This window comes from Domibacillus antri (genome assembly GCF_001936625.1).
GTDB classification, from domain to species: Bacteria; Bacillota; Bacilli; order Bacillales; family Domibacillaceae; genus Domibacillus; species Domibacillus antri.
In genome coordinates this window covers 1-23,694 of record NZ_MSDU01000054.1, presented here as the reverse complement: position 1 = coordinate 23,694, position 23,694 = coordinate 1, and the positions used below count along the sequence as shown (strand labels likewise).

27 protein-coding genes and 2 pseudogenes are annotated in these 23,694 nt (G+C 36.4%); 20 read left to right on the top strand and 9 right to left on the bottom strand.

Translation table 11 applies throughout. The features are described 5' to 3' along the window. The first annotated feature begins 178 nt into the window (after window positions 1-178). Together BTO30_RS15625 and BTO30_RS15620 are read left to right on the top strand one after the other, a co-directional pair. Window positions 179-1,210, top strand: coding sequence for a ParA family protein (locus BTO30_RS15625; protein WP_075399623.1), 1,032 nt, complete (start codon window positions 179-181; stop codon window positions 1,208-1,210). Further along, window positions 1,207-2,055, top strand: coding sequence for an SIR2 family protein (locus BTO30_RS15620; protein ID WP_075399622.1), 849 nt, complete (start codon window positions 1,207-1,209; stop codon window positions 2,053-2,055). Before BTO30_RS15625 ends, BTO30_RS15620 begins: the two co-directional genes overlap by 4 nt. A 117-nt stretch (window positions 2,056-2,172) precedes the next feature. On the opposite strand, the gene BTO30_RS15615 is transcribed toward BTO30_RS15620, so the two are convergent. Both BTO30_RS15615 and BTO30_RS15610 read right to left on the bottom strand, forming a co-directional pair. Further along, window positions 2,173-2,766: a BglII/BstYI family type II restriction endonuclease gene (locus tag BTO30_RS15615; protein ID WP_075399621.1), complete on the bottom strand. Its 594-nt coding sequence runs from the start codon at window positions 2,764-2,766 to the stop codon at window positions 2,173-2,175. Further along, a complete protein-coding gene (locus BTO30_RS15610; RefSeq protein WP_075399620.1) occupies window positions 2,735-2,983 on the bottom strand; it encodes a helix-turn-helix domain-containing protein in 249 nt (82 codons plus the stop codon). The genes BTO30_RS15615 and BTO30_RS15610 overlap by 32 nt, the downstream gene beginning before the upstream one ends. Before the next feature lie 136 nt (window positions 2,984-3,119). Between BTO30_RS15610 and BTO30_RS15605 the strand changes: the two genes are divergently transcribed. The 3 genes from BTO30_RS15605 to BTO30_RS15595 all read left to right on the top strand — a co-directional run bounded on the left by BTO30_RS15605 (window position 3,120) and on the right by BTO30_RS15595 (window position 5,960). Further along, on the top strand, window positions 3,120-4,325 hold the full coding sequence (locus tag BTO30_RS15605; RefSeq protein ID WP_075399619.1) for a DNA-methyltransferase: 1,206 nt from the start codon (window positions 3,120-3,122) through the stop codon (window positions 4,323-4,325). Between the two features lie 403 nt (window positions 4,326-4,728). Next, window positions 4,729-5,319, top strand: a complete 591-nt coding sequence (locus BTO30_RS15600; RefSeq protein ID WP_075399618.1) for an RNA polymerase sigma factor — start codon at window positions 4,729-4,731, stop codon at window positions 5,317-5,319. 59 nt (window positions 5,320-5,378) lie between these two features. Then, a complete protein-coding gene (locus tag BTO30_RS15595) occupies window positions 5,379-5,960 on the top strand; it encodes a hypothetical protein (RefSeq protein ID WP_075399617.1) in 582 nt (193 codons plus the stop codon). Here BTO30_RS15595 and BTO30_RS15590 read toward each other — a convergent pair. Beyond that, window positions 5,930-6,403, bottom strand: coding sequence for an ImmA/IrrE family metallo-endopeptidase (locus BTO30_RS15590; protein WP_075399616.1), 474 nt, complete (start codon window positions 6,401-6,403; stop codon window positions 5,930-5,932). The two genes, BTO30_RS15595 and BTO30_RS15590, sit on opposite strands and share 31 nt — an antisense overlap. Window positions 6,404-6,603: 200 nt before the next feature. Here BTO30_RS15590 and BTO30_RS17440 point away from each other — a divergent pair, with 200 nt between their 5' ends. Both BTO30_RS17440 and BTO30_RS15585 read left to right on the top strand, forming a co-directional pair. Further along, window positions 6,604-6,774: a hypothetical protein gene (locus BTO30_RS17440; protein WP_169829362.1), complete on the top strand. Its 171-nt coding sequence runs from the start codon at window positions 6,604-6,606 to the stop codon at window positions 6,772-6,774. Window positions 6,775-6,795: 21 nt separating this feature from the next. After that, window positions 6,796-7,440 carry a hypothetical protein gene (locus BTO30_RS15585; RefSeq protein ID WP_075399615.1) on the top strand — a complete coding sequence of 215 codons (645 nt, stop codon included), beginning with the start codon at window positions 6,796-6,798 and terminating at the stop codon, window positions 7,438-7,440. Between the two features lie 217 nt (window positions 7,441-7,657). Here BTO30_RS15585 and BTO30_RS15580 read toward each other — a convergent pair whose 3' ends face one another. Beyond that, a complete protein-coding gene (locus tag BTO30_RS15580; protein ID WP_083632472.1) occupies window positions 7,658-8,233 on the bottom strand; it encodes a recombinase family protein in 576 nt (191 codons plus the stop codon). Between the two features lie 33 nt (window positions 8,234-8,266). Then, window positions 8,267-8,593 (bottom strand): hypothetical protein, encoded by a 327-nt coding sequence (locus BTO30_RS15575; RefSeq protein ID WP_075399613.1) that lies wholly within the window; start codon window positions 8,591-8,593, stop codon window positions 8,267-8,269. A 312-nt stretch (window positions 8,594-8,905) separates the two neighbouring features. Between BTO30_RS15575 and BTO30_RS15570 the strand changes: the two genes are divergently transcribed. The 8 genes from BTO30_RS15570 (at window position 8,906) to BTO30_RS15545 (ending at window position 15,903) form a co-directional block, all read left to right on the top strand. Further along, on the top strand, window positions 8,906-9,556 hold the full coding sequence (locus BTO30_RS15570; RefSeq protein ID WP_075399612.1) for a hypothetical protein: 651 nt from the start codon (window positions 8,906-8,908) through the stop codon (window positions 9,554-9,556). Between the two features lie 33 nt (window positions 9,557-9,589). Continuing rightward, window positions 9,590-10,027 carry a hypothetical protein gene (locus BTO30_RS15565; protein ID WP_075399611.1) on the top strand — a complete coding sequence of 146 codons (438 nt, stop codon included), beginning with the start codon at window positions 9,590-9,592 and terminating at the stop codon, window positions 10,025-10,027. A 223-nt stretch (window positions 10,028-10,250) separates the two neighbouring features. After that, a complete protein-coding gene (locus BTO30_RS17765; protein ID WP_245796525.1) occupies window positions 10,251-10,640 on the top strand; it encodes a recombinase family protein in 390 nt (129 codons plus the stop codon). A gap of 18 nt (window positions 10,641-10,658) precedes the next feature. Beyond that, window positions 10,659-10,883, top strand: a complete 225-nt coding sequence (locus BTO30_RS17760; protein ID WP_342743421.1) for a helix-turn-helix domain-containing protein — start codon at window positions 10,659-10,661, stop codon at window positions 10,881-10,883. A 641-nt stretch (window positions 10,884-11,524) separates the two neighbouring features. Next, window positions 11,525-11,692, top strand: coding sequence for a hypothetical protein (locus tag BTO30_RS17290; RefSeq protein ID WP_158023611.1), 168 nt, complete (start codon window positions 11,525-11,527; stop codon window positions 11,690-11,692). A gap of 210 nt (window positions 11,693-11,902) precedes the next feature. Beyond that, window positions 11,903-12,784 (top strand): 4-hydroxy-tetrahydrodipicolinate synthase, encoded by an 882-nt coding sequence (gene dapA, locus BTO30_RS15555; protein ID WP_075399625.1) that lies wholly within the window; start codon window positions 11,903-11,905, stop codon window positions 12,782-12,784. A gap of 1,113 nt (window positions 12,785-13,897) precedes the next feature. Further along, entirely contained in the window at window positions 13,898-14,353 is a 456-nt protein-coding gene (locus tag BTO30_RS15550; protein WP_075399610.1) for an OsmC family protein, read from the top strand. A 263-nt stretch (window positions 14,354-14,616) separates the two neighbouring features. Then, window positions 14,617-15,903 carry a homocysteine synthase gene (locus tag BTO30_RS15545; protein WP_075399609.1) on the top strand — a complete coding sequence of 429 codons (1,287 nt, stop codon included), beginning with the start codon at window positions 14,617-14,619 and terminating at the stop codon, window positions 15,901-15,903. Between the two features lie 96 nt (window positions 15,904-15,999). On the opposite strand, the pseudogene BTO30_RS15540 reads toward BTO30_RS15545, so the two are convergent. Then, window positions 16,000-16,631, bottom strand: a pseudogene (locus tag BTO30_RS15540) (IS3 family transposase); the annotation flags it as partial. A 740-nt stretch (window positions 16,632-17,371) separates the two neighbouring features. Here BTO30_RS15540 and BTO30_RS15535 point away from each other — a divergent pair. The 5 genes from BTO30_RS15535 (at window position 17,372) to BTO30_RS15510 (ending at window position 21,052) form a co-directional block, all read left to right on the top strand. Continuing rightward, window positions 17,372-18,769: an acetaldehyde dehydrogenase (acetylating) gene (locus BTO30_RS15535; protein WP_075399608.1), complete on the top strand. Its 1,398-nt coding sequence runs from the start codon at window positions 17,372-17,374 to the stop codon at window positions 18,767-18,769. Window positions 18,770-18,909: 140 nt separating this feature from the next. After that, window positions 18,910-19,140 carry a TaqI-like C-terminal specificity domain-containing protein gene (locus tag BTO30_RS18095; protein ID WP_083632471.1) on the top strand — a complete coding sequence of 77 codons (231 nt, stop codon included), beginning with the start codon at window positions 18,910-18,912 and terminating at the stop codon, window positions 19,138-19,140. Then, window positions 19,094-19,330, top strand: coding sequence for a helix-turn-helix domain-containing protein (locus BTO30_RS18070; protein ID WP_083632470.1), 237 nt, complete (start codon window positions 19,094-19,096; stop codon window positions 19,328-19,330). Before BTO30_RS18095 ends, BTO30_RS18070 begins: the two co-directional genes overlap by 47 nt. Further along, complete coding sequence (locus BTO30_RS15515) at window positions 19,315-20,034, top strand: IS630 family transposase (RefSeq protein ID WP_083632469.1); 720 nt, start codon at window positions 19,315-19,317, stop codon at window positions 20,032-20,034. Before BTO30_RS18070 ends, BTO30_RS15515 begins: the two co-directional genes overlap by 16 nt. Window positions 20,035-20,407: 373 nt before the next feature. Beyond that, on the top strand, window positions 20,408-21,052 hold the full coding sequence (locus BTO30_RS15510) for a recombinase family protein (protein ID WP_245796521.1): 645 nt from the start codon (window positions 20,408-20,410) through the stop codon (window positions 21,050-21,052). A gap of 197 nt (window positions 21,053-21,249) precedes the next feature. On the opposite strand, the gene BTO30_RS15505 is transcribed toward BTO30_RS15510, so the two are convergent. From BTO30_RS15505 to BTO30_RS15495, 3 genes and pseudogenes are all read right to left on the bottom strand, one after another. Beyond that, window positions 21,250-21,819: a histidine phosphatase family protein gene (locus BTO30_RS15505; RefSeq protein ID WP_075399607.1), complete on the bottom strand. Its 570-nt coding sequence runs from the start codon at window positions 21,817-21,819 to the stop codon at window positions 21,250-21,252. Between the two features lie 56 nt (window positions 21,820-21,875). After that, window positions 21,876-22,136 (bottom strand): annotated as a pseudogene (locus BTO30_RS15500) (IS1595 family transposase); the annotation flags it as partial. Between the two features lie 323 nt (window positions 22,137-22,459). Beyond that, window positions 22,460-23,569 (bottom strand): ParA family protein, encoded by a 1,110-nt coding sequence (locus BTO30_RS15495; RefSeq protein ID WP_075399606.1) that lies wholly within the window; start codon window positions 23,567-23,569, stop codon window positions 22,460-22,462. Window positions 23,570-23,694: the final 125 nt, after the last annotated feature.

Below are 23,694 nucleotides of genomic sequence, written 5' to 3'. Positions count from 1 at the left end.
CACAAAATTATTGACGGTCCCAAACTTTTTAAAATAGACCAATTAACTTATACTGGACACATTGTTATATACTTGATTAAGTAGGTAATTGTTGGATTACCTGAATTTAGAAATGGAACAATAGAGCAGCAAATTTTATACATATAGGACTCTTAAAGAAGGAAAGGGGCAAATATTCTTGAAAGTTATAACTTTCTTTAATAATAAAGGAGGAGTAGGGAAGACTACTCTCACAGTTAATATTGCTTCGTATATGGCATTAATGCTAGAAAAGAAGATATTAGTTATTGATGCAGATCCACAATCTAATACAACACAAATGATGTTAGATGAGGTTAGCTGGGAGCGAATTTATAGTGATGGGTCTACTGAAACAACATTGTTAAGTTATTTAGATCCAGTATTTTTAGGGGATTCTACCTTAGATTTAAATCATGAACCTTTTCCAAATACCGATAATAGATTTGGAGTAGATTTAATACCAGGTCATCCGCGTTTATCCTTACTGGAGGATAAGTTAAGTAACAGCTGGAATAATTGTACTGCCGGTGATCCCGGAGGTTTCAGGGTTACCAACTGGGTTAAGAGCCTGACTAATCATTTTAAAGATGACTATGATTATATAATTTTTGATATAGGTCCCTCTTTAGGCGCCCTAAACAGGAGCATATTACTTAATTCCGATGCTTTTATTACGCCTATGGGATGTGACATTTTTAGCCTTATGGGGATACAAAACATCTCTGAATGGATTAATTCTTGGGAAACGATATATAAAAGTGCTCTAAATGTGTTACGAGAAAAACACCCGAGTTTTGATTATCAAAAATATCAAGTAAATATTGATATTAGTGATAACTATTATTTTATTGGCTATTCCGTTCAACAATACATCACCAAAGTCATAGATGGGGAAAGACGAGGTATTGCATCATATGACAGAATAAAACAAGAGATTCCAGGTAAAATCAGTAAGTATTTAAGTGGCTTTTTACCGAATGAAACATCCATGGAAGACTGCGAGCTAGGAGATATTCCGCATTTATGGAGTTTAATACCATTAGCACAAAGTAGTAACTCACCTATACATCAATTGAAAAAATCAGATGGCCTTGTTGGAAATCAGTATAAGATAATGAGAGATTATGCAGCGGTTATGGATAGTGTTTGTAAGCAAATTCTGAAAAATTTAGGTGAGGATGTAGTATGACAATTCAATGGCCTAGACACTTAGTTACAGAAATTGGAGAAAGAAGATGTATTTTTTTCCTGGGATCTGGTGTTTCTGCTAATGCTAAAAACACAGATGGAATAAAACCGAAGACTTGGGAAGCCTTTTTAGAATCTGCCCTCACTTTAGTACATGATGAGGGAGAGCAAGAGTTTATCAAAAAATTAATAAAAGAGAGTAATTATTTACTAGCTCTTCAGTGTATCCAGGATCATAGTGATAATGGAGATTATAAGTTATTCATGGACAAAGAATTTTTGGAGCCGAGGTTTGAGCCTACCAGCATACATGAAAACATCGTTAGTATTGATCCGAAGATCGTAATTACTACAAATTTTGATGTGATTTACGAGAAGGCTTGTAATGATGAAGGTCATACAACAGTCCATTATTACGATACAAATTTGATTGAGACTCTCAGATCTAACCAGAGGTTAACTATCAAAGCGCATGGATCAGTTAACAATAAAAATAAAATGATTTTCACTAAAAGAAAATATGCAGAAGCAAAAAGAGACTATGCTGAATTCTACAGGATATTAGAAGCATTATTTATAACAAATACTATTATATTTGTAGGTTGCGGTTTAAATGATCCGGATATAAACTTATTATTAGAAAATATATCTCCAATTACAGGAGACAGCCTCTCTCATTATGTTTTAACATTAGATGGTGTAAACCCAAACTTAATAAATGATTGGAAAGAAAGTTACAATATAAATACATTAACTTATGGACCAAAACATGAAGATTTAGCCGAGGATATTGAAAATTTAAAGAAACTAGTAGATGAGTATAGATTTGATAAAAAACTACCTTAGAAAAAGAACTCTATTTTTACATTTATTTATTTGATCTTATGTAAATAGTTTTGGACATTAAATAAAGAAAGAATACATAAAAACACGGTCTATTTCAAACCGTGTTTGGTTAAGAAGTTAAATTAAAGCTCGACCATCTGTCCCTTTTCGAATAGGCGGAATATCTGTTCCAACTCCATCATGCTCAATTTCAATGATTGATAAAAAGCCTTTTGGATTTGCCGTATCTGCCATAACTTCAAAATATCCTTCTAATTCTTGAAAATTGCCAACCCTGTCTGTTAGATAGTAATACATCGCTCTGGATGGCAGCACAAGAATGCCCCCTGTTAAAGCTCCTTCTAACATCCCTTTTTTTAAACGATTAATAGCCCTGTGTGAAGAAGAGATATTTCCTGTCTCCCATTCAACTCCAAAATAAGTGTTGTTGCTTAATTTTAGAGAAGAGTCGATTTTCCTCTTTCTAATATCCGGATTGGAGACTATTTTTTCATCTTCCCAACCTAATTCATTAAGTTTTTTAACAAACGCATCTTTGATAGGCTTAACACCGTTACCCTGTTTCTTATTGAATAAATAAAACCCATCTGCATCATGAGGATTTCGAATGGCTTTAATGGCGTTTTGTAAGTCACTCATTACTCTTTGATATTCTGTTGTGTTAGAAAACTTTTTATCATCAATTAATACTTGTGTCCGAAGAATTTTCAATTATTTTTTCGACCTCCTGGATGAAAACGCTAGGCTGCACATTAAGCGCACTGCAAAGTCGAAATAAAGTATGTATAGTTGGTTTACGATGACCCCGTTCTAAAAAGCTGATATATGTACGATCTAACCCACTTTCCAGTGCTAACTGCTCTTGAGACAGGCCAGCTGCTTTTCTGTATTTTTTGAGCACTAAAGGTATCGCTTTTTCTAATTCCAAGAGGTATTCCCCCTTCCTCTGTAAAAATCTTCTTATACAATTAGAGGGTCAGTCCACGTACTATAGTAAACAAAATGATGTTTATTAAAAGCGTACTGTGCTAAAATAAAGGCAGAATAGATGAAGGGTGTTAACTATGTTAGATAACCAATTATATAAGGCTTTAAATATACAGTCTGATAACGAATTAAAAAATGTTGCAAAAATTTTAAAAATTCCTCTAAGTACGTTGAAGTATTATGCAGAACGAAATATCTTTCCTTCAGAAGCGGATGCCAATAAGATGTGTGAATATCTTGGAATAGATATTTTGGAGCTGCAATTGAAGTTAGGTTCTATTGATTACAATTTACTAAAAAAATTAATGAATCATTCTAAGGAAATTCGATCTCTGATTGAGGATGAAGAACCTCAAGAAGAAAAAGAAAAAAAGAGTGTTGATTTAGTATTTACGACTGATTACGGCAAAATGTATAAGGGGGACTGTATATCACTTATGCAAACAATGGAGAGCAACAGTGTTGACTTAATTTTTGCGGATCCCCCATTTAATTTAGATAAACAATATGAGTCAGGCTATAACGATAAAGTAAGTGAGCAAGAATACTTACAGTGGACAGAACAGTGGCTGTTAGAGTGTGTACGAATATTAAAAGATGGTGGTGCGATGTTTGTTTGGAATCTGCCTAAGTGGAATACGTATATTTCCACAACCTTAAATCGGTATCTTGAGTTTAGACATTGGATAGCAGTAGATATTAAATATCGATTGCCAATTAAAAATCGTCTTTATCCAAGTCATTATGGACTTTTGTATTATATTAAAGGTAGTAAGCCAAATTCGTTTAATGAAAGTAGGCTGCCACTTGAAATATGTCGTCATTGTGCAGGAGACATACACGATTACGGAGGATATAAAGATAAATTAAATGAAAAAGGGATTAATCTTACTGACGTTTGGGATGATATTCCGCCTGTACGACATAGTAAATATAAAACAAGAGGTAGTAATGAGTTATCTTTAAAGCTATTGGAACGTATTATTAGCTTGGCTTCAAATGAAGGTGATACCGTTTTTGACCCATTCGGAGGTAGTGGTACTACTTACATTGCATCAGAGATCCTCAAAAGGAAATGGATTGGTATAGAGATAGGACCGACAGAGGCTATAAAACAGCGTTTTGAAGATATTGAATGGCAACGTGAATACATCAAAGACCTCCAAAGCAACAGTAATGTATTGTTTACAGAGAAAATTAAGAAAAAACGAATAGCAAATGGTCACTGGACACCAGAAACTATTGGAAAGAAGAAAGAGAAACAGCAAAGCTTAAAGATTTAACCATAGCTAAACACGGCTATTAATATCAACTCAACTACAAGAAGAGGATCGCCTTCTTATAGTTGAGTTTTTTTCATAAAAGAAAAAGCATTTTAATCATGAAAGTGAAGGTAAAATACTTTAAAGAAAAGACCTTTACGCTAAAAATAGAAAATTACCCATTTGGCTGTTGAGAAATTCTTCTTTGCAGCTTTTTTGTTCAATAAAGTATACGCCAACTTACCTTTGTAACCATGATTATTTATATTAAATATAGAAAATTTTTATTGACCTTAGCAAAGATTTGCTAGTTTTAAAACATATATGTATGTATACAATTTTTTAGACTGTATTTGGCATTTAACTGATATTTTTTAAGTGCCACAAACATTAGACGGCCTTCGCCTGAGAAAGGACTGGTTTTATGGATTCAAATGATTTTCATTCATTGCACCATTGTTTAAAAAATCAATCTGTTGATGAACCTATTATTAATGAGTTTTTATACGTGTGGCTGCCCAACAAGGTAAGATATTTGGCTAATCAGGAAGCCATTGTTATGGGTGAGAAATTAACAAACAATGATTTTGAGGAAATTGTCCAAATGGTTTTCCTTCTAATTATTGAGAAGATAGATCAGATAGTGCCAGGAATCCCATTTCGTTCGTGGATTTGCAGAGCGATCCAGCTCGGTACGAAAAACTATGTAAGAAAAAAACGGAAAGAAGTTTCTGTAGACCATACAGAAGACCAAAATAAAATAGCGGTTCAAATTGAAAAAGATCGGCGTCCGGATACTGTTTCAGAGATTCAAAAACAAAAACTCTATGAAAGTGTTTGTTCTTTGCCCTATCAACAATATGCCCCCTTTGTCATGAAATACATAGAAGGGTATTCATCGCGAGAAATTGCTCTGAAGTTAGGAATCACCGTAGAAAAGGTTGATCAACGTAATTACCGCACTAGAAAAAAGTTAGAAGAGAAGTTAACTAGATACTTTCCTCAGCATAATTAAAAATAATATCTTGCCTATGTCTAAAAAACATAGGCAAGAATAGATGGAGTGTAGAATATATGGCTAATTCTAAGATTAATCTTGAACGCCTTTTAAATCCACAAAGTTTTCCAGATAAACTAAATTTATTTACTATAGATAATGTAAAAGAGATTATGAATTTAAACTCAACTGAAAGAAAAAAGACAGTTGATGAATTTTGGGATGAAGAAGATATTGAAGATTTATCAAGATATGATTATTCCCCTGATAGTACAATGTTAATTCAATTTGCTGTAGAAGAACATTGCATTAAAATAGAAAATTTAAGTAAAAAGACTAAAATTCAAATAGACATTCTTAAAGATTTAATAAAGGGCAAATTGATGCCTTGGAAACTAAAAGCAGAAGAAGTTTTGACGTTAATCAATATATTAGACATTCCTTGTGATGATTTTATAAAAGGTATAGTTAATAAGAAAATAACAGTTTCTTTAAAACAATTAAAGATATCAGGAATGCATTTACCTAGGGCCAAAAATTTATCTCAAAAAGAACAGAAAAAAGCAATGATTGAAATGGAACGCCAAATTGCTATACAAGATGAAGAAGAAGAAAGAGATATATTTATTCAAGAACTTAAAAACTTAGTTAACCGGTAAATTTCTAACCTTACCCATAATGCCTGATTGCTTACTTGGCATATAGATTGTAATTCACGAGGAGAAGTACCTTTCTTAATTTGTTTTGTCAAAAAGTCTTTTGGCATAAGTATTGATCCTGCGAATTCATCGGCTTCGTTTTCTATATAACTTTTGCCAGTTTCAGGGTCCTCAAAATCCCAAGGGTTAATGTAATGCCTGAGCACAAAGTGCCCTAATTCATGTGCTATAGTAAATCTTCTTCTTGCGATGTTGTTCTGTGATTCGTTGATGATTATGATCTTTTTTACAGGATCTAATTTTGCATCAATCTCAAGTTCGGTAGAAATATTTCTAATTTTAAGGCCCAATTCTTTCACTAATTCTTCAATCGGGATTGGAGGCTCATAATTGTATTTTTTAATTAGCTCTTGCGTTGTTTTTTGAATAAAGGCTGTACGCATTTATTGAAACTCCTTTATTTTGAATACCACCAATAGTATCCAGTGAATTTAGTTAGAAAAATTAAAAAATAAAAAACAAGATACAGGACTTTTAAAACATATAAGTAATAGCAACGACAAATTACGACCCTATACTACTTTTATCTCATTATAAAGGATTACACAGGGTTAACCAAGGTAGAAAGGGGGTTGGAAAAGATATGGCTAGTAACGGAGTTAAGGGTAAAGGTAGAGTTGGCGCTGTGAAAAACAGATCTCAATTTTTGGGGACGAACGGAAACTGGATTAAAAGAGATGCGACTACGGGACGTTTCATTGAACAAAAAACAAGCAGTTCACAACCATTCAAAGGTGTACGTAAGGAAAAATAATTAGAAAAAGGAGCGAATAAAATGGTTTGTTTAAGACAAGATGCAGTTGTAACGGTTATACCCACTAAAAGATTTGGTCAAGAATATGATTTAGTTAAAGTAGAGACAACTTTTCAAATGGACCAACCATTTCCAAACGATGAAGTAATGTTTGTACCAGGAAAGGAAGTTGTTCCAGACGCTATCTTAAAATTGATGACTGATAATAAATTTGACTTTGGACCTAAACTTTCAAGTGATGTTGTCAGCAAGATCGGGGATTTTTCACAAGAAGTGCCAGATCCTTCTAGACGGGACGAAACGAGAAAAGATGCTTTATTAGGATATTTGATTACTTATATGGATCAAATCAAATTAACACCGATTGGTGGGAGCAACTATCATATCAGCTACGAATTTAGACTCTATCCTGATCAGGAAGGGAACTTTGAGTTTAGAACCACTTTGCCATTTGCAGGGCTAGGTGAAGCGTCTAATATTGATATTCAGTTAATTATGGTACTCCCTGTTGGAGTAACCTTTGATCCAGTAAAAACAAAAGGGATTGCAATAAATGGGTTAGAGCTTCAAGAACAGACCTTAGTTACACAGGCCAATCGAAATATAATATCTTTCTATCATAAGGCCGATCCCGACTTTTTTGTCACTTATAAGTATAATGCATAAAGAACTCTTATTTATAATGAAAGCCGGAGTAAGGGAAACCTTGCCCGGCTTCTTTTAATTTAGCGGATTAGGAAATTTCTGTCACTTTTGGCGGTATTTTGCACAGTTTTTAAGCGATAATTTGCACCATGGAAAGAGGCTTATGTTGATCTCATCGACCAACATAAGCCTCTTCCTTCGTTATCTTCCTCAATAACTTATCTCATTTATTATAGAATCAATCTTTTTCAGACTGACTTAATATTTTATAAACGGTACTGCGCCCAATACCATATTCCTTCGCTATATCGTTTACGCTTTCCCCTGATTGAAATAGCGTCACGATATGGCGTTTTGTTTTTTCCTCGATTGCTGGACGTCCTCCAAGTCGCCCCCGTTTACGGGCAGCTTCCAGACCGGCTTTGGTCCGTTGCTGAATAATGTCCCGTTCAAATTCAGCGAATACAGCGAGCATCCCGAACATGGCGCGTCCTGTTGGTGTTGTTGTATCAAAACTGTCATTGATACTGACAAAGTCAATTCCGCGATTTTTCATTTCATCTGTCAACTGGTACAGCTCTTTTGTACTCCGGGCAAGCCGATCTAGTTTGTATACGACAAATCGATCGCCCTTTGCTACTGCCTTCATCGCATTCTTCAACTCTGACCGGTCCGTTTTCCTGCTTGATATTTTCTCTATGTACATGATCAGTTCCATCTTCTGCTCCTGCGCATACTTTTCGATGGCGTGCTGTTGCATATCTAAATTCTGTTCATCGGTACTCACACGTGCGTATCCAATTATTCTAGCCAACGTTATTGCTCCTTTCATGTGTTTAAAAAACACTTAGTTAAATTTGGTATATTTTCCAGAGCTATAGCTTACATAAGAAAAATGCTGCAGAAGTCCCCCAATTGTTGTGAAATTACAGCCAGCTGCCTTAGCCTGATTGGGGAAAGCATAGTTATACCAATTTCTTGTTATACATCCATTCACCTTGATTTCTTTAAATGCAGCTTGAAACTCTTCAAACGTAACCTTTTTAGAATTTCCGTTTTGCCCGATTGAATATCGGATACAATTATCTTCAATTTTAAGTATTTTACTCGTAACCTTGGCTTTTTTGAATTCTAAACCTTTATATAATGACTCTTTAAATGTTGCATACTCCATCTGATTGCTCCCTTTTTTGTCTATAACCATACGTTTTATATAAAATTAAGTATAGACGAGTAAATAGACAGAAACAAGTATTTTAAGACCCCTCAAACCTTAACTTTAGGGGTCTGGCTATTTTGTCTATAAAACGGTGGTTAAATATAAATGAACATTCCTTTTCATATTCATAATAAGAGTTAAGATGAACTTTTCAATTTAAAGTCATCCTTCCAGTAAATTGGTAAATAATGAAACTAAAATGAAAGTCGTGCGTAGAAATGAAAAAGGGTGACAGTGATCAAAAGGTATTTGGACAGGAGATGTGGTATGAGAGGAAGAATAAATTCGTATACAAAAGTCGCAGTATTACTTATGGTTTTTATAACATTGGTAATAGGCGCAACAATGTCTCTACAACAGCAGTTTGGTTTGTCTGATGCAGCAGCAGGCGCCATCGTAAATATTATGAGTACATTTTTAGGGGCAGTACTTGGGGGTACGTTTACTCTTTTGGCAGTCGATCGCACTATCGGAAAACAGAATGAGATCCAGTTTATAAATGAGTTCCCTTCAAAAGTTAGAATGCTAGATGAAATGTTGACCGAACTGGAGGAGTTCCAAACTAAATTAACGAAGAAGAATGCCCCGTTTTTGATTGTCGATAAAAACTTCATAAGTGGCCTATATGATATTGCAACAAGTATTGATGGCTTTATATATTTCCAAGTAAGGAAAGCTCATCACGAGGTTTCTACAAGCATTAACCAGATGTTCCACTCAGAACAAAATAGAGTTTTCGAAGAAGACAAATATGGCGCTCATTCTTTGATAGGTGATAAAGGAGATATATTAGAAATCGAGTTGGTGAAACTTAACAGCTGTTTGTCATCTCTTATAGGTGACATTATTAACTATCGCAACACGTTCATAGAGAATTATAATAAGAGTATCAAACAAACCGTTTATAAGAATGTATAAATCAAATAAAAAAAGGAAAGAGAGTTGTTTCTGATGGAGAAAAGCAATTTTATGATACATAGCACGGATCGTAAAGGTCACGAACTTAAAATATCAGTGGAAGGGACAGATGATAAAGAGCTTGCACACTTTGGCGGCTTGGACCTTCATGTTAAAGCAACGAAAGCTATGATAGCTGATATATCGCCTCTGCACTTTCCAGAAAAAGAAGGTGACCATCTCATTCGTGAGAAAGTGGCTGCTCTATACTTGAATGAGGTAGGAGAATTCCTTAGAAATACTTCTCTCGATCCAGAAATGCTAGAAAGCTATTCTAACTTCGATTTAGTTAAAATGCTCATGGAAGAGTGGCAACCCCGTGAAGTGCAAGCAGTAATCGATAAAGACAATGAGCTTATTCTGCAAGAAGCAAAAAGTATGGAAGAAGATAATAAAATTTTTGCTGAAATAATGGAAGTGGAGTTAGTATAGTCTTTATTTAGTAATTTATCGGAAAAGTTTTTTAATCAATCGTTTTGGCCAACTGTTGACCAATAAATAAACAGGAAAGAGGCTTATGATGCTCGATGAGATCAGCATAAGCCCTTTTTCTATGATGCAAATTATCGCTTAAAAACTGTGCAAAATACCGCCAAAAGTGACACAAGGTATCAGGATGTTCAAACAGGGTTGTTCAATGATAGGAGATCAAAAAATGATTTTTGGGTATGCGCGTGTCAGTTCGATAGATCAGAATTTAGCCTGGCAGATGAAAGAGCTTGAAGCCTTCGGGTGTGACAAAATTTTTTATGATAAACAGACCGGAAAGAATTTTGCTCGTCCTGGCTACCAAGAAATGCGCTCAAAAATGAGATTCGGTGATGTGCTGGTTGTTCATGATTTGAGCCAATTTGGGCGCAACAAACAAGAGATTCGCAACGAGTGGAAAATGATCATGGATGAAGAAATTGATATTGTGGTCCTGAACATGCCTATTTTGGACACAAGGAAATACAGAGAGCTTGAAGGTGTTGGCCAGCTGGTGAGTGATCTTGTTTTAACGCTGCTGTCGTGGATGGTAGAAGAAGAACGAAATCGTATCTGAACATCACAAAAAGAAGGGATCGCCATTGCAAAAGAAAAAGGAGTTTACAAAGGCGGCAAAAAGAAATACCATGCTGAAGCCAAAAGGAAAGATAAAGTGGTTTATGACGAAGTTGTTCGTTTGCTGAAGCAAAACGAAAGTGTTATGAACATCCATCGAAAAACCGGAGTTTCACGAAATACGATTTATGGAATAAAAAAAGACTTATCAATTCTAACTTCTGCAAAGGATGATGATCTATGAACTTCTTTTGTTTCTCAATGCACGAGAAATGAAATTTCAAGCATAATAAAAAATTACTATATAAGTTGAACAAAAGAATTTACACTTAGCCGTTGAGAAAAAAATCGGGCAGCGGCACTTAGCCTTAATCATGTAAGGGCGGCGTTCGCCCCTGTTGTTAGCGCAAGCCGCCAGCCTGCAGCCCATTACGCTGCTTTTTAAAAAAATATCCTTTCATGATAGGAAGTGGAGAAAGCAAGAAGTTTAATTCAACTTATATATTAGTTGAACAATTGTTTTTGCAGATGTGACCGGTTTATCCCAGCGGTTTGAAACAGTCGTTTCAAACCGCTGGGAAAATCTTTCGTACAACTTATATAGAAAAAATAACCAACCAATCTATAGGCAGTTTAACCATCCAATTATTCAACATAAGACTAGATGAGAAGAAAAACTATCACTATTAAACCAAAAATGATCTGTGAAGAGTGAAAAAGTCTTTTTCTATGGTTAACTCCTCCAAGGTTGGGCGAAGAAACACTAGCATGATATCTGTAATCGAACGGATTCCTGCCTTCTGCATTAAACGCTGAACGCGCTTTAGGCTTAGGTAAAACCCGTTGTTTAACACGCTTTAGCGGATTTTTTGAGGATGAGCGATGTTGAATCCGGAACAGACGATCAAAGAACTAAAGGAAGAAATGAAAAAGGCTCAAGGACAACGCGATTTTGAACAATACCAAGCTGTTCTTCTGTTCCTGGAAGATTACCTAAAAAAGAGATTGCCCAGAATCTCTGATTTTGAAAGGTTTTTATGTGTATTTATATAGCTTGGACATAGTGGCTAACCGAGAGGGGACAGCGCCAAATAACGGCCCTAACCATAATTTTCTTGGATCTTTTTTAGTGGATGGAAGAATTTTAGAAAATGTGGATGGTCTATAACAATAAAGAATGAGATATCCTTTACTATAAATAAAGTGAATTTTGAATAAAAACACTAATTATTATAGCCTTTAACAGGAGGGGAGTATATTTTGATTGACTTTGGACGATTAATAACAGCGATGATTACACCTTTGAATGATAAGCTTGAAATTGATTATGAAAAAACAAACCATCTTATAGAGCATTTAATTAAAACTGGTACAGATACTCTTGTAATTTGTGGAACTACTGGTGAACCTTCAACATTATCAAAAGAAGAAAAATTATCATTATTTAAGTTTGTGGTTGATCAGGTGCGAGGTCGTTGTAAAGTGATTGCAGGTACGGGTACTAATAATACAAAATCGTCTATTGAGATGACAAAAGAAGCAGAAAAACTTGGTGTTGACGGTATCTTACTCGTTGTTCCTTATTATAATAAACCATCTCAAGAGGGTTTATTTCAGCATTTTAAGGCAATCTCGAATTCCACGGACCTTCCAATCTTTCTCTATAACATTCCAGGAAGAACTGCTGTTAACCTATCATTAGATACGATAATACGTTTGTCTCAAATTAATAATATTATTAGTATTAAGGAAGCGAGTGGTGATCTTTCTAAGATTGCGTTAATATTAGAAAAGGCTCCATTAGGATTTAAGGTATATTCTGGAGATGATAGTTTAGCACTCCCTATATTAAGTATAGGTGGTCACGGCGTTATAAGTGTAGCCAGTCATGTCGTTGGGTCTGAAATGAAAACGATGATTACAACCTTCTTGATGGGAAAAGTCAAAGAAGCTGCAGATATGCACCGCAAGCTGATCCCAATTTTTGATGGACTTTTTATTACAACAAACCCTGCACCAGTAAAATTCGCTTTAGAAATGAAGGGAATACCTGTCGGTTCAGTACGATTGCCACTTGTTCCAGTAAACAATAGCGAAGCTGAATTTATTACTTCTCTTTTTGAAGATTTTCACAGAAAATCCTAAATAAAGGATCGTGCATTTCCCTTGTTTCTTGACAAGTAAGATGCACACTCCGAATGCAAAATGTTCCTTCCGTTACAGCTATATTTGAACTAATGATGGTATGGTGGATCAGGTATTAGACACAACGATACAAATTGGCCGCCGGGTTCGACAAGCAGTCTTATAACATCAATGCTTATCTGAAAGAGGATGGATCGATTACACTATAATAGGTTCCTGTTACCATGACAGGAACTTTTATTGAGAAGAAATATGGATTGCGATTGAATGACCTCATAAGTGACAGATGCGGCCTGTATAACGACCGCTTTCACATTCATATTGCTTCTATCCTTTCATTTAAAATAGTACTCATTGCTTGAATAAACACGGCATTTTCTTCATACCTCCCGATAGAAACACGGATATAATCCGGCAGCCCCCATATTGTCCCCTTTTTCTATTGAATTTATAGGTTTATATAACAACTCGTCTACTAATGTTAATAAACCGTCCCTTATTAAGTGTCGGAATATATTTTCTCAGCAAGTTAATTATTGTCGAATATTGTTGAAAAACGACAAAATACCCAGTATAATATATCAAATTAATAACTTTGTAGGTTTGCGAACAATTATGTATAATAATCCCATCGGCCCTTAAACTCAGCCTATCTGACGGGCACCATTTTTTAATCTTAGAAGTAATGGATTAAACAAAAGCAAATATTATTGGAGATCCAAAAGATGAGTGGTGGAATCCGTTCAGTCCATCTTAAAGGTTGTAGAAATTTTGGCCCAGACATAAATTATGTCACTGCAGAAATTATAGAACTCCAGCTAATCTTTTTGAGCGCGGCCGAAGAGTTCCTTAGTAGGTAGGTTTAATATCTGAAAAACGTATCATATCCCTCTATAGGCCGCTAGAAATATAAAAAAGATATTTTAAATAAAGCAAATAAACATGGAACTTTTCATTATTGGGAAGGTTTAAAGATCGTTTGATATTTCTATATAAGAATAACAGTAAGAAAATGATAAGACATAAATTTATAATATTCTTCTTTACACTTAAACTATTTTAATTTAATATTATTCTTATAAGTTTACTTTGAATTATATAGGAGGCAATATTATGGCACAAACTTCTTCATTGGTTAAAGTTTCCGCTGCAGGTAAGTGGGTTTCCGGTGTTAAAACGGATATCTCTATCCGAAATTTCCCTACTTTTTCTATGGATGAACCAGAAGCACTAGGTGGAATTGATGCAGGAGCAATGCCACTGGAATATATTCTTGCAGCTCTCAACGGTTGTAAAGGGGTAATGATTCCTTTAGTGGCAAAGGAATTAGATTTTGTTTTCTCAGGAATTGATTTTGAAGCAACAGGAATTGTTGATATCCGTGGCCTCAAAGGGGAAGAAGGTGTCTCTACGTATTTCCAGAAGGTTCGTTTTAAAGCGAATATACATACGGAAGAAAGTGTAGAGAGAATCGAGGAACTAAAAAAAGAAGTAGAACGTAGATGTCCCGTACTTAACCTTTTTATTGATGCTGGAATTAAACTGGATATCGAATGGAACAAGATTTAATACATTAATTAAATATAGTTTTCATTGAGAAAGGGGGGTACCTATAGTGTGAGTACCCCCCATTTTGGGAATTACAATAAGCTTAACATTTTTTTGTTTCTTTGATTTTCCCCATCTTTTATCACAAATGCTGTAAGTTTTCCACAAGAATATAATAACTAGGCATTTGTTTTTCTGTCTCACTGGTAAAACTAGTACATAGGGTTTTGCAGCTTTTATGCAAGTATCAAGAAAACAAAAAATAATTAAAGGGGGATAAAGTTATGTCAGAAAGAAAATGGGGTTTGGAAACTTTGTCGATTCACGGTGGACAAGAACCAGATCCGACGACCGGTTCAAGAGCTGTGCCCATTTACCAAACCAGTTCTTATGTTTTTAAGGATACGGAACATGCGGAAAACTTATTTTCATTAGCGGAACCGGGGAATATCTATACTCGGATTATGAATCCAACACAAGATGTATTTGAACAAAGAATTGCATTGTTGGAAGGTGGTGTCGGTGCGCTTGCCACATCTTCAGGACAAGCCGCCATCACATTATCAATTCTAAATATAGCTGGATCAGGGGATGAGATCGTATCTTCGACCAACTTGTATGGAGGCACCTATAATCTGTTTGCTGTCACTTTGAAAAAACTCGGCATTAAAGTGAAATTTGTAGATCCGAGCGACCCGGAAAACTTCCGAGAGGCCATTACTGATAAAACCAAAGCATTTTTTGCCGAAACGATTGGAAATCCGAGAATCGATGTACTTGACATTAAAGAGGTCGCAAAAGTCGCACACGATGCGGGTGTTCCACTTATTGTTGATAATACGTTCCCATCTCCATACCTTAACCGTCCCATTGAGCATGGAGCCGATATCGTAGTTCACTCAGCTACCAAGTTTATCGGTGGACACGGTACATCCATAGGGGGTATTATTGTCGACGGAGGGACGTTTGACTGGACGAATGGCAAGTTCCCGGGACTAGTCGAACCAGATCCAAGCTATCATGGAATTTCTTATACTCAGGCTTTAGGTAAGCTAGCTTATATTGTGAAGGCACGAGTACAGTTGTTACGTGATATTGGTGCAGCAGCTTCTCCTTTTAACTCATTTCAATTTTTATTAGGATTGGAGACCCTTCATTTACGGATGGAGCGGCATTCACAAAATGCATTAGCAGTGGCCCAATTCCTTGAAAATCATAAACTGGTTAACTGGGTTAATTATCCTGGATTAGAATCAAGTCCATATTATCAATTGTCAAAGGAATACCTGCCTAAAGGACAGGGGGCTCTACTGACTTTTGGAATCAATGGTGGAGGGGAAGCTGGACGCAAATTTATCGATTCCCTGGAATTGTTCTCGCATTTGGCCAACGTAGGAGATTCAAAATCTCTTGTCATTCACCCGGCAAGCACAACCCACCAACAGTTGACAGAAGAACAGCAGAAATCTACCGGTGTTACGCCTGATATGATCCGCTTGTCAATTGGTACGGAAGCGATTGATGACTTAATCTACGACTTAGATCAAGCTTTAAAGAAAAGTAATAGTTAATTTCTTATATAAGTTTTATCCTACTTGTAAAGGATGTTGAAAAGCCCTGGATTTCGGGACTGACCCCCGTTTTTGAGACAGGGATCAAAACACCTTTTAAACAGCCAGCTGCCGGTATTGTACCGGTGGTGGTTGTTTAGTTTTGCTTGAATACGGATATGGTTATAATAGTGAATATAGTTTTCGACAGTTTGCTCTACGATTGCCGTCGTAGTGCTTCTCAACTCGTCGAGGTAGAACGTTTCACACTTTAGCGAGGCATGAAACGATTCGATGGAGGCATTATCAGCGGGCGCCCCTTTACGGGACATACTCATGGTAATGCCTCTTTCTTTGACTTCCTGTTGATACGCATACGATGTGTAAACAGATCCCTGATCGCTGTGCAGCATGCACTCTTTGAGCAGACAGGGAAGCTGTGCGAGAGTATCCAGCACAAACTCTGTATCTTGGCATTCCCCGATAGAATAGGCGATGATTTCACCGTTAAATAAATCTTGAATACTTGAAAGATACAGCTGTTTCTGGCCAAAAGGCAAGTATGTGATATCGGTTACGAGTTTTTGGAGAGGCTGATCTGCCTGGAAGTCACGTTTCAACAGATTGTCGGCAATATGATAAGGCTGTCCCGTCTGTCTGCGTTTCTTCACTTTCACCCGGCACTGCCAGCCATACTTCCGCATCACACGCTGTACCGCTTTATGGTTAATAGACATTTCGCGTTTCAATTTGTTCATTTATCAAGGTTATTGGTATTAATCTAATCAAACTTTATTCTAAAGCAACAATTGGGGTAAATTCATACTTAAAATCTTTAGTCTCCAAAGCTAGTGTTGATGAGGTACTTTGAGGAACATGTTCAGGTGTTAAAATATCCTTTTTTAATGGCACTTAATACCATAGATGTATAACATAAGAAAAGTTAATCTAGGGTTCATCAAATGCTATTTATACTGAAAAAAATTATAAAGAACGTTCGTTTTTGTTAAAAGGAGTGGTGTTGCATGAGAATGCTGTACCCGGATCGTAAGATGTTAAAGTGGAAGTTTAATAAGATTTAAAAATTGATCAAACTTAAAGGAACAATTCTGCCGAACACGTTAAATCACGTTTTTTATCGACAAAAATCGGGGAGAGACAGGTACTTCATCTACTATTCTATCCTGGCTGAGCACGTTTTTTGACAAAAAAATTAGAGCTTTATATAATTACTTGTGAAGCTAGCAATTAGTGCCCTAAATTTTATTAATATAATAATTAAGCACTTACAGGGTGAGTGAGTTTGCTTTAAATTTTTTTGTTAGCTTATTAAAGCGCTTACAAAAATGACCAATGTTAGCTTTAGAATTTCTCAGGGGAGCGTGGTTGAGCGATCTGTAATATTATTTTCGGTCAGTTGAGTTCTCTCGATTCTAGGGGTCTAGTTAAAGGTATCAAGTAAAATACTAAACAAAGAGGTGCGTTTAACATGTTACGTGATATTGATTTGCAATCCATTCAGGAAGTAAGGGATTATCTAGAGCAAGCAAAAGAAGCTCAAAAAATTCTCGGAAAGATGACCCAAAGCGAGATCGACAAGATTGTTGAAAATATGTCAAATGCAGGAAGAGAAGCGGCGGAAAAACTGGCTGTAATGGCGGTGGAAGAAACTAGATTTGGTAACGTTCCTGATAAAGTAACGAAAAACCTTTTCGCTGCTAATGACGTTTACAACTCCATTAAAGATATAAAAACTGTTGGGATTATTAATCGTGATGAAGAAAATCGCGTATGGGAAGTGGCTCAACCCGTAGGAATCGTAGCAGGAATCGTGCCATCCACAAACCCAACTTCAACAGCTATTTTTAAATCGCTGATTGCAGTTAAAGCAAGAAATGCAATTATTTTCAGTCCACACCCATCGGCTGCAAAAGCCACTGTGGAAGCGGCAAAAATTATGCAAGAAGCAGCTGAACGCGCTGGTGCTCCAAAAGGTTTAATTTCTTGTATCATGCAACCTACATTGGCTGCAACAAATGAGTTAATGAAGCATAAATTAACAGATGTAATTCTGGCAACAGGCGGTCCTGGTATGGTGAAAGCGGCTTACAGTTCCGGTAAACCAGCATACGGGGTAGGTCCTGGTAACGTACCTGTTTACATTCACGAAAGTGCAGATGTCGCTAAAGCTATTGAACTTATCATCGAAAGTAAAACTTTTGATTACGGAACAATTTGTGCTTCCGAACAAGCTCTTTTAGTTGATGAATCTATTAAAGAAAAAGTTGTTGCTGAGTTAAAACAACAAGGCGCTTACTTCTTAAATGAAGATGAAAAACGTAAAGTGGAATCCGTTATTATGGTAAACGGATCGCTAAATGCTAAGATCGTAGGGAAAGCTCCACAAGTAATTGGGGAAATGGCAGGTATTGAAGTGCCGGCCGACGCGAAACTGCTCGTTGCGGAAGAAACAAGAGTGGGGAAAGAATATCCATTCTCAATCGAAAAATTATCTCCAACTCTCGCATTCTATACAGTGAAAGATCTGGAAGAAGCCAGTGCTCTTGCTCAGGAGCTGCTTGTATTTGGGGGTCTCGGTCATACAGTAGGAATCCATGCTCAAGACGAAAAAGTAATTGAAGCGTACACCATCGACAAACCAGCTGGACGTATTATTGTAAATGCTGGTACAACATTTGGAGCGATTGGTGCTACAGTGAATGTAATGCCATCCTTGACACTTGGATGCGGTGCGATCGGGAACAACATTACATCTGACAATGTTACAGTAAAACATTTGTTCAACATTAAACGTGTTGCTTTTGGTGTCCGAGAAATGCCAAAGAAAGATGAAAATGCTCAAAAGCAACCTGCTTTAACTAAATAAGAAAGCAGGGCAGTATTTGTCCTTTCACAAATCCGGCGATTAGCCGGGTTTGTTTTTGCTATGTCGGGCGGGAAATGTAAGGATTATATGTTGTTATTTTTGAATAAAATTTGATAATTTACAATAGAGTCTGATCGTTTATAAATAAGATTGAATGGTATGAGTTAAGGGATTGTTCTTATTATGAGGAATATGAAAAAACAAAAATCATTTTTCCGGATATCGCACCTGTACCACATTTTTCTCTTGATACAGTAGGAAGGTACGTTGATATGACAGGCTTTTTTATCCTGTCAAACTCCAAATATTTGCTAGGACTCTTAAATTCAGAACTACCAGCAAAAGGACATTGCACAAATTATTCAACGTGATGCGTCCACTATTCGTTCTTATCGACAAGCGTATGAAGCGGGTGGTATTGCTGCTTTAGATATGGGGCATTCTCCAGGCAAGCCACCTAAACTTTCAGTCGAACAGCGTGCCATTCTGGCGAATACGATTGCAACAAAAACCCCTGCTGATGCGGGCTTTCCAGCAACGGCCAATTGGACGCTTGCCTAGTAGTCGAATGGGTTGAGCGCGAATGGCAAGTGTCCTATTCCTTGCAAGGGATGTCACTTGTACTGCACCATCTTGGCTTTAGCCATACGCGCCCAACGTATACACTTGAAAACGCATATCCTGTCAAACAACAAACATTTGTGGAAGACATATTTCCGGCTCTAAAAAAACTTCTAAATGAGGAAATTCACCATATTTTGTTTCAAGATGAGTCGATGACTCAGGATTACCAGGCCATTCAAAAAACATGGTTTCTGAAAGGCAAACAACGCATCATCCCAACGTATGGCCGTCATCAGGGCGTCAAGCTGATCGGTACGCTCAATTATGAAACGGGCGAAATCTTTTGTATCGAAGAAGAAACGTATGATGCGGCCATCTTTTTAGCCTTCCTAGAAAAAGTCCTGGCACACTATTCGACAGGCAAAATCATCATGATTTTAGACAACGCACGGATCCATCATGCCAAGCTGCTTCAACCGTTTCTTCAAGCAAACCAGCATCGGATTCAGCTTGTGTTTCTGCCTCCTTACAGCCCTCAATTAAATTTAATTGAAGGTTTATGGAAGTGGATGAAAGAAGCTGTGATTAATAATGTCTTTTTTTCAAGCACATCCAAAATCAAACAGGTGGTTCACTCCTTTATTGACGCTCAAAACACCCAAAAAGACGTTGTCATCAATCGGCTGTGTGGACGCTTTTAAAACGGGATTCTTATGTTCAACTTATATAGAAATAAAAATAATGCCAAATGAATAGAAAGTCAAAAGCGTTCAACAAGTACTTATTGAACGCTTCTTTCATATTACTTCAATACAACTGAATTGGTAGAAGTTGCACATGACAGTGTGGTAATCGGTATCAAATAATCATAAAGCGATCTTTCAGCAAAGGAAAGATCGCTTTTGCTATGTACTAACATGCAAAATAGCGCTTAAAATATGCGCAAATTACCGCCTAAAATGACAGGCGTAAACAAAATTTTATAAAAGAATTGTTCGATCAGGGTAAACCCTGTTTAAACATTTTGAAATGTAGTAAAATCAAGGTATCAAGATGTTCAAACAGGGTTGTTCAATGATGGGGGATGAAAAAATGATTTTTGGGTATGCGCGTGTCAGTTCGATAGATCAGAATTTAGCCCGGCAGATGAAAGAGCTTGAAGCCTTTGGATGTGACAAGATTTTTTATGATAAACAGACCGGGAAGAATTTTGCTCGTCCTGGCTACCAAGAAATGCGCTCGAAAATGAGATTTGGTGATGCGTTGGTTGTTCATGATTTGAGCCGATTTGGGCGCAACAAACAAGAGATTCGCAACGAATGGAAAGCGATAATAGATGAAGAAATTGATATTGTGGTCCTCAACATGCCTATTTTAGACACAAGGAAATACAGGGAGCTTGAAGGTGTTGGCCAGCTGGTGAGTGATCTTGTTTTAACGCTGCTGTCGTGGATGGTGGAAGAAGAACGCAATCGTATCCGAACATCACAAAAAGAAGGGATCGCCATTGCAAAAGAAAAAGGAGTTTACAAAGGCGGCAAAAAGAAATACCGTGCTGAAGCCAAAGGGAAAGATAAAGTGGTTTATGATGAAGTAGTTCGCTTGCTGAAGCAAAACGAAAGTGTTATGAAAATCTACCGGAAAACCGGAGTTTCAAGAAATACGATTTATGGAATAAAAAAAGATATAGTAGAAGCTGCAATAAATGAAGGACAATAAAAGGAAAGCAGTTCTCGATGCCCGATAGCATCAATTTCAAGCATAGAACTTTAAAATGAAAATTGCTAATAACATAAACGTTAAATGAAAGTGAGGGAATGAATTGTTTTTTAGAAAGGCTGTGTTAAACGTTAATGTTGATTTTTTTATAAAATTTTGGGAAACCCTTGTCTATTAAGAGTTTCCCTCTTCAGTTATTACTGGTGAAACGAATAGGTAGTAGAATGCCAGTGTTTGGAACTTGTTTTTCTCTTACCATTCCAACCTGCTTTTTTAAGTTCTTTTGCAATCAACATATTCAAGAATCCATGTCCAACCAAAACTACATTATTATGTTCCTCAGCACATTTAACTAAAAACTTTGAAGCCTTTTCTGCCCTTCTTTTGGCTTCGCTTAAAGACTCGCAACCATTTGAATAACCGCTAAACCATAGGCATCTCAAAATCACTGCCCAAATGCTTGCATTTAACTTCAATCCCCAGAATTTTGTTAAAGGGATAGGTAATTCTGTTTCACAAAACAATGGGTCTGAAATAGCTGTTGAGTTGGAATTTAAAAAATTCGCAGACTCAACAGACCGTTTTAAATCACTTGTAATGATAATATTTGCAGCTGCTATTTTTTCAAGAGTTTCCACGGGATAAGATTTTTCTTCAAATACTCCATTACAATCATATTCTTTAACCCAATTTTTAAACTCTTGACAAGTTATTGGCTTATTTTCAATCCACACAGATTTACCATGTCTTACTAATGTAATTTCCATAACGAGACTCCTATTAAAGTCAGATAAATACGTATTTTTTTCTTGCACGATTGTGGTTACAAAACGTTGAATTTCGACAGGCGTAAACTATCATAAGTATCCGTCATTTCAAATACAAATGATGATAGGAGAAATTCTTTGATGTTGTGTTTTGTGCTTTCGTTACTACAACTATCTACAAATAAGAACCAAGCAAGGTAGTTATCGAGATATTTTGTAGTCACACCTTTAAAGCGGTCTATCCATTGTTTTATACGAGAATGGAGACCATTCACATTTTGAATGTGATACAAGCCCTTTATAACGTGCTTTCCATTATAAACATTATCAAACATGGAAAGATTAGTTTTGGGGCGGTAGCACTACAGACTGCTCAGAAAGAAAAACCGGCTTTCTGTCAGTCTGTACGTGTCGCTGCGGCACTAAACGGTCCGATAACCACGGACTGTACGGCTGCCGCCTACATTCCGTAGTTCCTGTTCCGTTTACGCTGCGCGCCGTACCGAACGAGCCGCTCGAAATAAAAGAGAAAATCTCAGCGATCTGTTTTATAGAAAGCGAAGCAAAGTAACTGCTGATATTACGCAATATTTTCCACTCACCGTTATACAGTAATATGTAAATTCATTCACTCAATATATCAATTAAGTTTTTCAATTCGCTTAAGCATATCAACTGCAAAACTTTTGTAAGCTGTTTGTGTTCTTTCATAGGTTGCTCGATTTCCTCGAATTGCATTGACATCCTCTTTTTCTAAGTCCGAATGAGAAGGGATCTTCCAAATCGGCAACTTATATTTTTGAGCCATTCCAGGTAAAGTGTTATGTGAATGCATTACTTCTTGTAGACACACTGGATTCTCAATCATATTTTCATCAAGATGATCTCGAATCTCAGGTTTAATAAACTCTCTAATTGTCGACGGTATTTGCTGAACATAGTTGAAGTGAGCCTGTGCCAAATCCATACGATCAGCCGCACCAGAATATTTTTTCGCATTATAAACGGTAAAACCTAAAAATTTAACAAAATTGTCTGGGAACGGAAACAAAGTTCTTTTATTCGAAGTGAGCCTCTCATTGATAATCTCAAAATCCCTCTTCCAGTCACTCAGTGAATTTCCAATATTTCTTATTCCATATAGTGAAAACATATCAGGCATACAAGGAATAAGGAAGCCATCTGCTGTAGAAATAATTGTTTTATTCAAAGGACTTAAACTAGGTGAAGTATCGACTATAACGAAATCGAACATTTCTCTTTGCGCATATAAGACAGCTAAAGATCGTATTCTAGTAAGCGTTCTAAGAGAAAGCGGTTCTCCAGAATAAGCAGAATCCCATCTACTAGCGATTTTTTCCTCGTATTTATGAAGAGTTAACCTACCAGGAATAAGGTGCAAATTATCAGTAAGCTTTAATGAAGGAGGGAGAGTTTCCAGTTCACCAGTTCCTTCTTCAGTTGGTTTCAGTAAATAATGAATTGTACGTGGTTCATTGTTCATATTATTGAATTCTTCTTTTGAAACCATTTGTTTGGCTAAATCGAAGCTTTCAATAAAGTCATTCTCTTTTTCCCAAATCTCATGCAGTTTACAAGTTTTCATTCCATAAATAGTTAAATTGCATTGTGGGTCTAGATCAATTAGCAAGACACGTTTTCCTAACTCAGATAGTGCATATGCCAAATGAAAGGTTAAGTTAGTTTTTCCAACGCCACCCTTATTGTTAAAAATTGAAATAATCTTCAAGCTATCGACCTGCTTTCTGAGGTGTTTATTTCATTTTAAAGGTAAATTGTAAACGCTAATATAAAAGTTGACCAATTCAGGGCTTATCGGTCACGCAAAAGTTGACCACCCTTAACACCCCATCC

Excerpts from the sequence above, each read along its gene's own strand:
- BTO30_RS15620 (WP_075399622.1), top strand. The coding sequence starts at position 1,207 with ATGACAATTCAATGGCCTAGACACTTAGTTACAGAAATTGGAGAAAGA.
- BTO30_RS15605 (WP_075399619.1), top strand. The coding sequence starts at position 3,120 with ATGTTAGATAACCAATTATATAAGGCTTTAAATATACAGTCTGATAAC.
- BTO30_RS15600 (WP_075399618.1), top strand. The coding sequence starts at position 4,729 with ATGGATTCAAATGATTTTCATTCATTGCACCATTGTTTAAAAAATCAA.
- BTO30_RS15595 (WP_075399617.1), top strand. The coding sequence starts at position 5,379 with ATGGCTAATTCTAAGATTAATCTTGAACGCCTTTTAAATCCACAAAGT.
- BTO30_RS15590 (WP_075399616.1), bottom strand. The coding sequence starts at position 6,403 with ATGCGTACAGCCTTTATTCAAAAAACAACGCAAGAGCTAATTAAAAAA.
- BTO30_RS17440 (WP_169829362.1), top strand. The coding sequence starts at position 6,604 with ATGGCTAGTAACGGAGTTAAGGGTAAAGGTAGAGTTGGCGCTGTGAAA.
- BTO30_RS15585 (WP_075399615.1), top strand. The coding sequence starts at position 6,796 with ATGGTTTGTTTAAGACAAGATGCAGTTGTAACGGTTATACCCACTAAA.
- BTO30_RS15575 (WP_075399613.1), bottom strand. The coding sequence starts at position 8,593 with ATGGAGTATGCAACATTTAAAGAGTCATTATATAAAGGTTTAGAATTC.
- BTO30_RS15570 (WP_075399612.1), top strand. The coding sequence starts at position 8,906 with ATGAGAGGAAGAATAAATTCGTATACAAAAGTCGCAGTATTACTTATG.
- BTO30_RS15565 (WP_075399611.1), top strand. The coding sequence starts at position 9,590 with ATGGAGAAAAGCAATTTTATGATACATAGCACGGATCGTAAAGGTCAC.
- BTO30_RS17765 (WP_245796525.1), top strand. The coding sequence starts at position 10,251 with ATGATTTTTGGGTATGCGCGTGTCAGTTCGATAGATCAGAATTTAGCC.
- BTO30_RS15550 (WP_075399610.1), top strand. The coding sequence starts at position 13,898 with ATGGCACAAACTTCTTCATTGGTTAAAGTTTCCGCTGCAGGTAAGTGG.
- BTO30_RS15545 (WP_075399609.1), top strand. The coding sequence starts at position 14,617 with ATGTCAGAAAGAAAATGGGGTTTGGAAACTTTGTCGATTCACGGTGGA.
- BTO30_RS15535 (WP_075399608.1), top strand. The coding sequence starts at position 17,372 with ATGTTACGTGATATTGATTTGCAATCCATTCAGGAAGTAAGGGATTAT.
- BTO30_RS15510 (WP_245796521.1), top strand. The coding sequence starts at position 20,408 with ATGATGGGGGATGAAAAAATGATTTTTGGGTATGCGCGTGTCAGTTCG.
- BTO30_RS15505 (WP_075399607.1), bottom strand. The coding sequence starts at position 21,819 with ATGGAAATTACATTAGTAAGACATGGTAAATCTGTGTGGATTGAAAAT.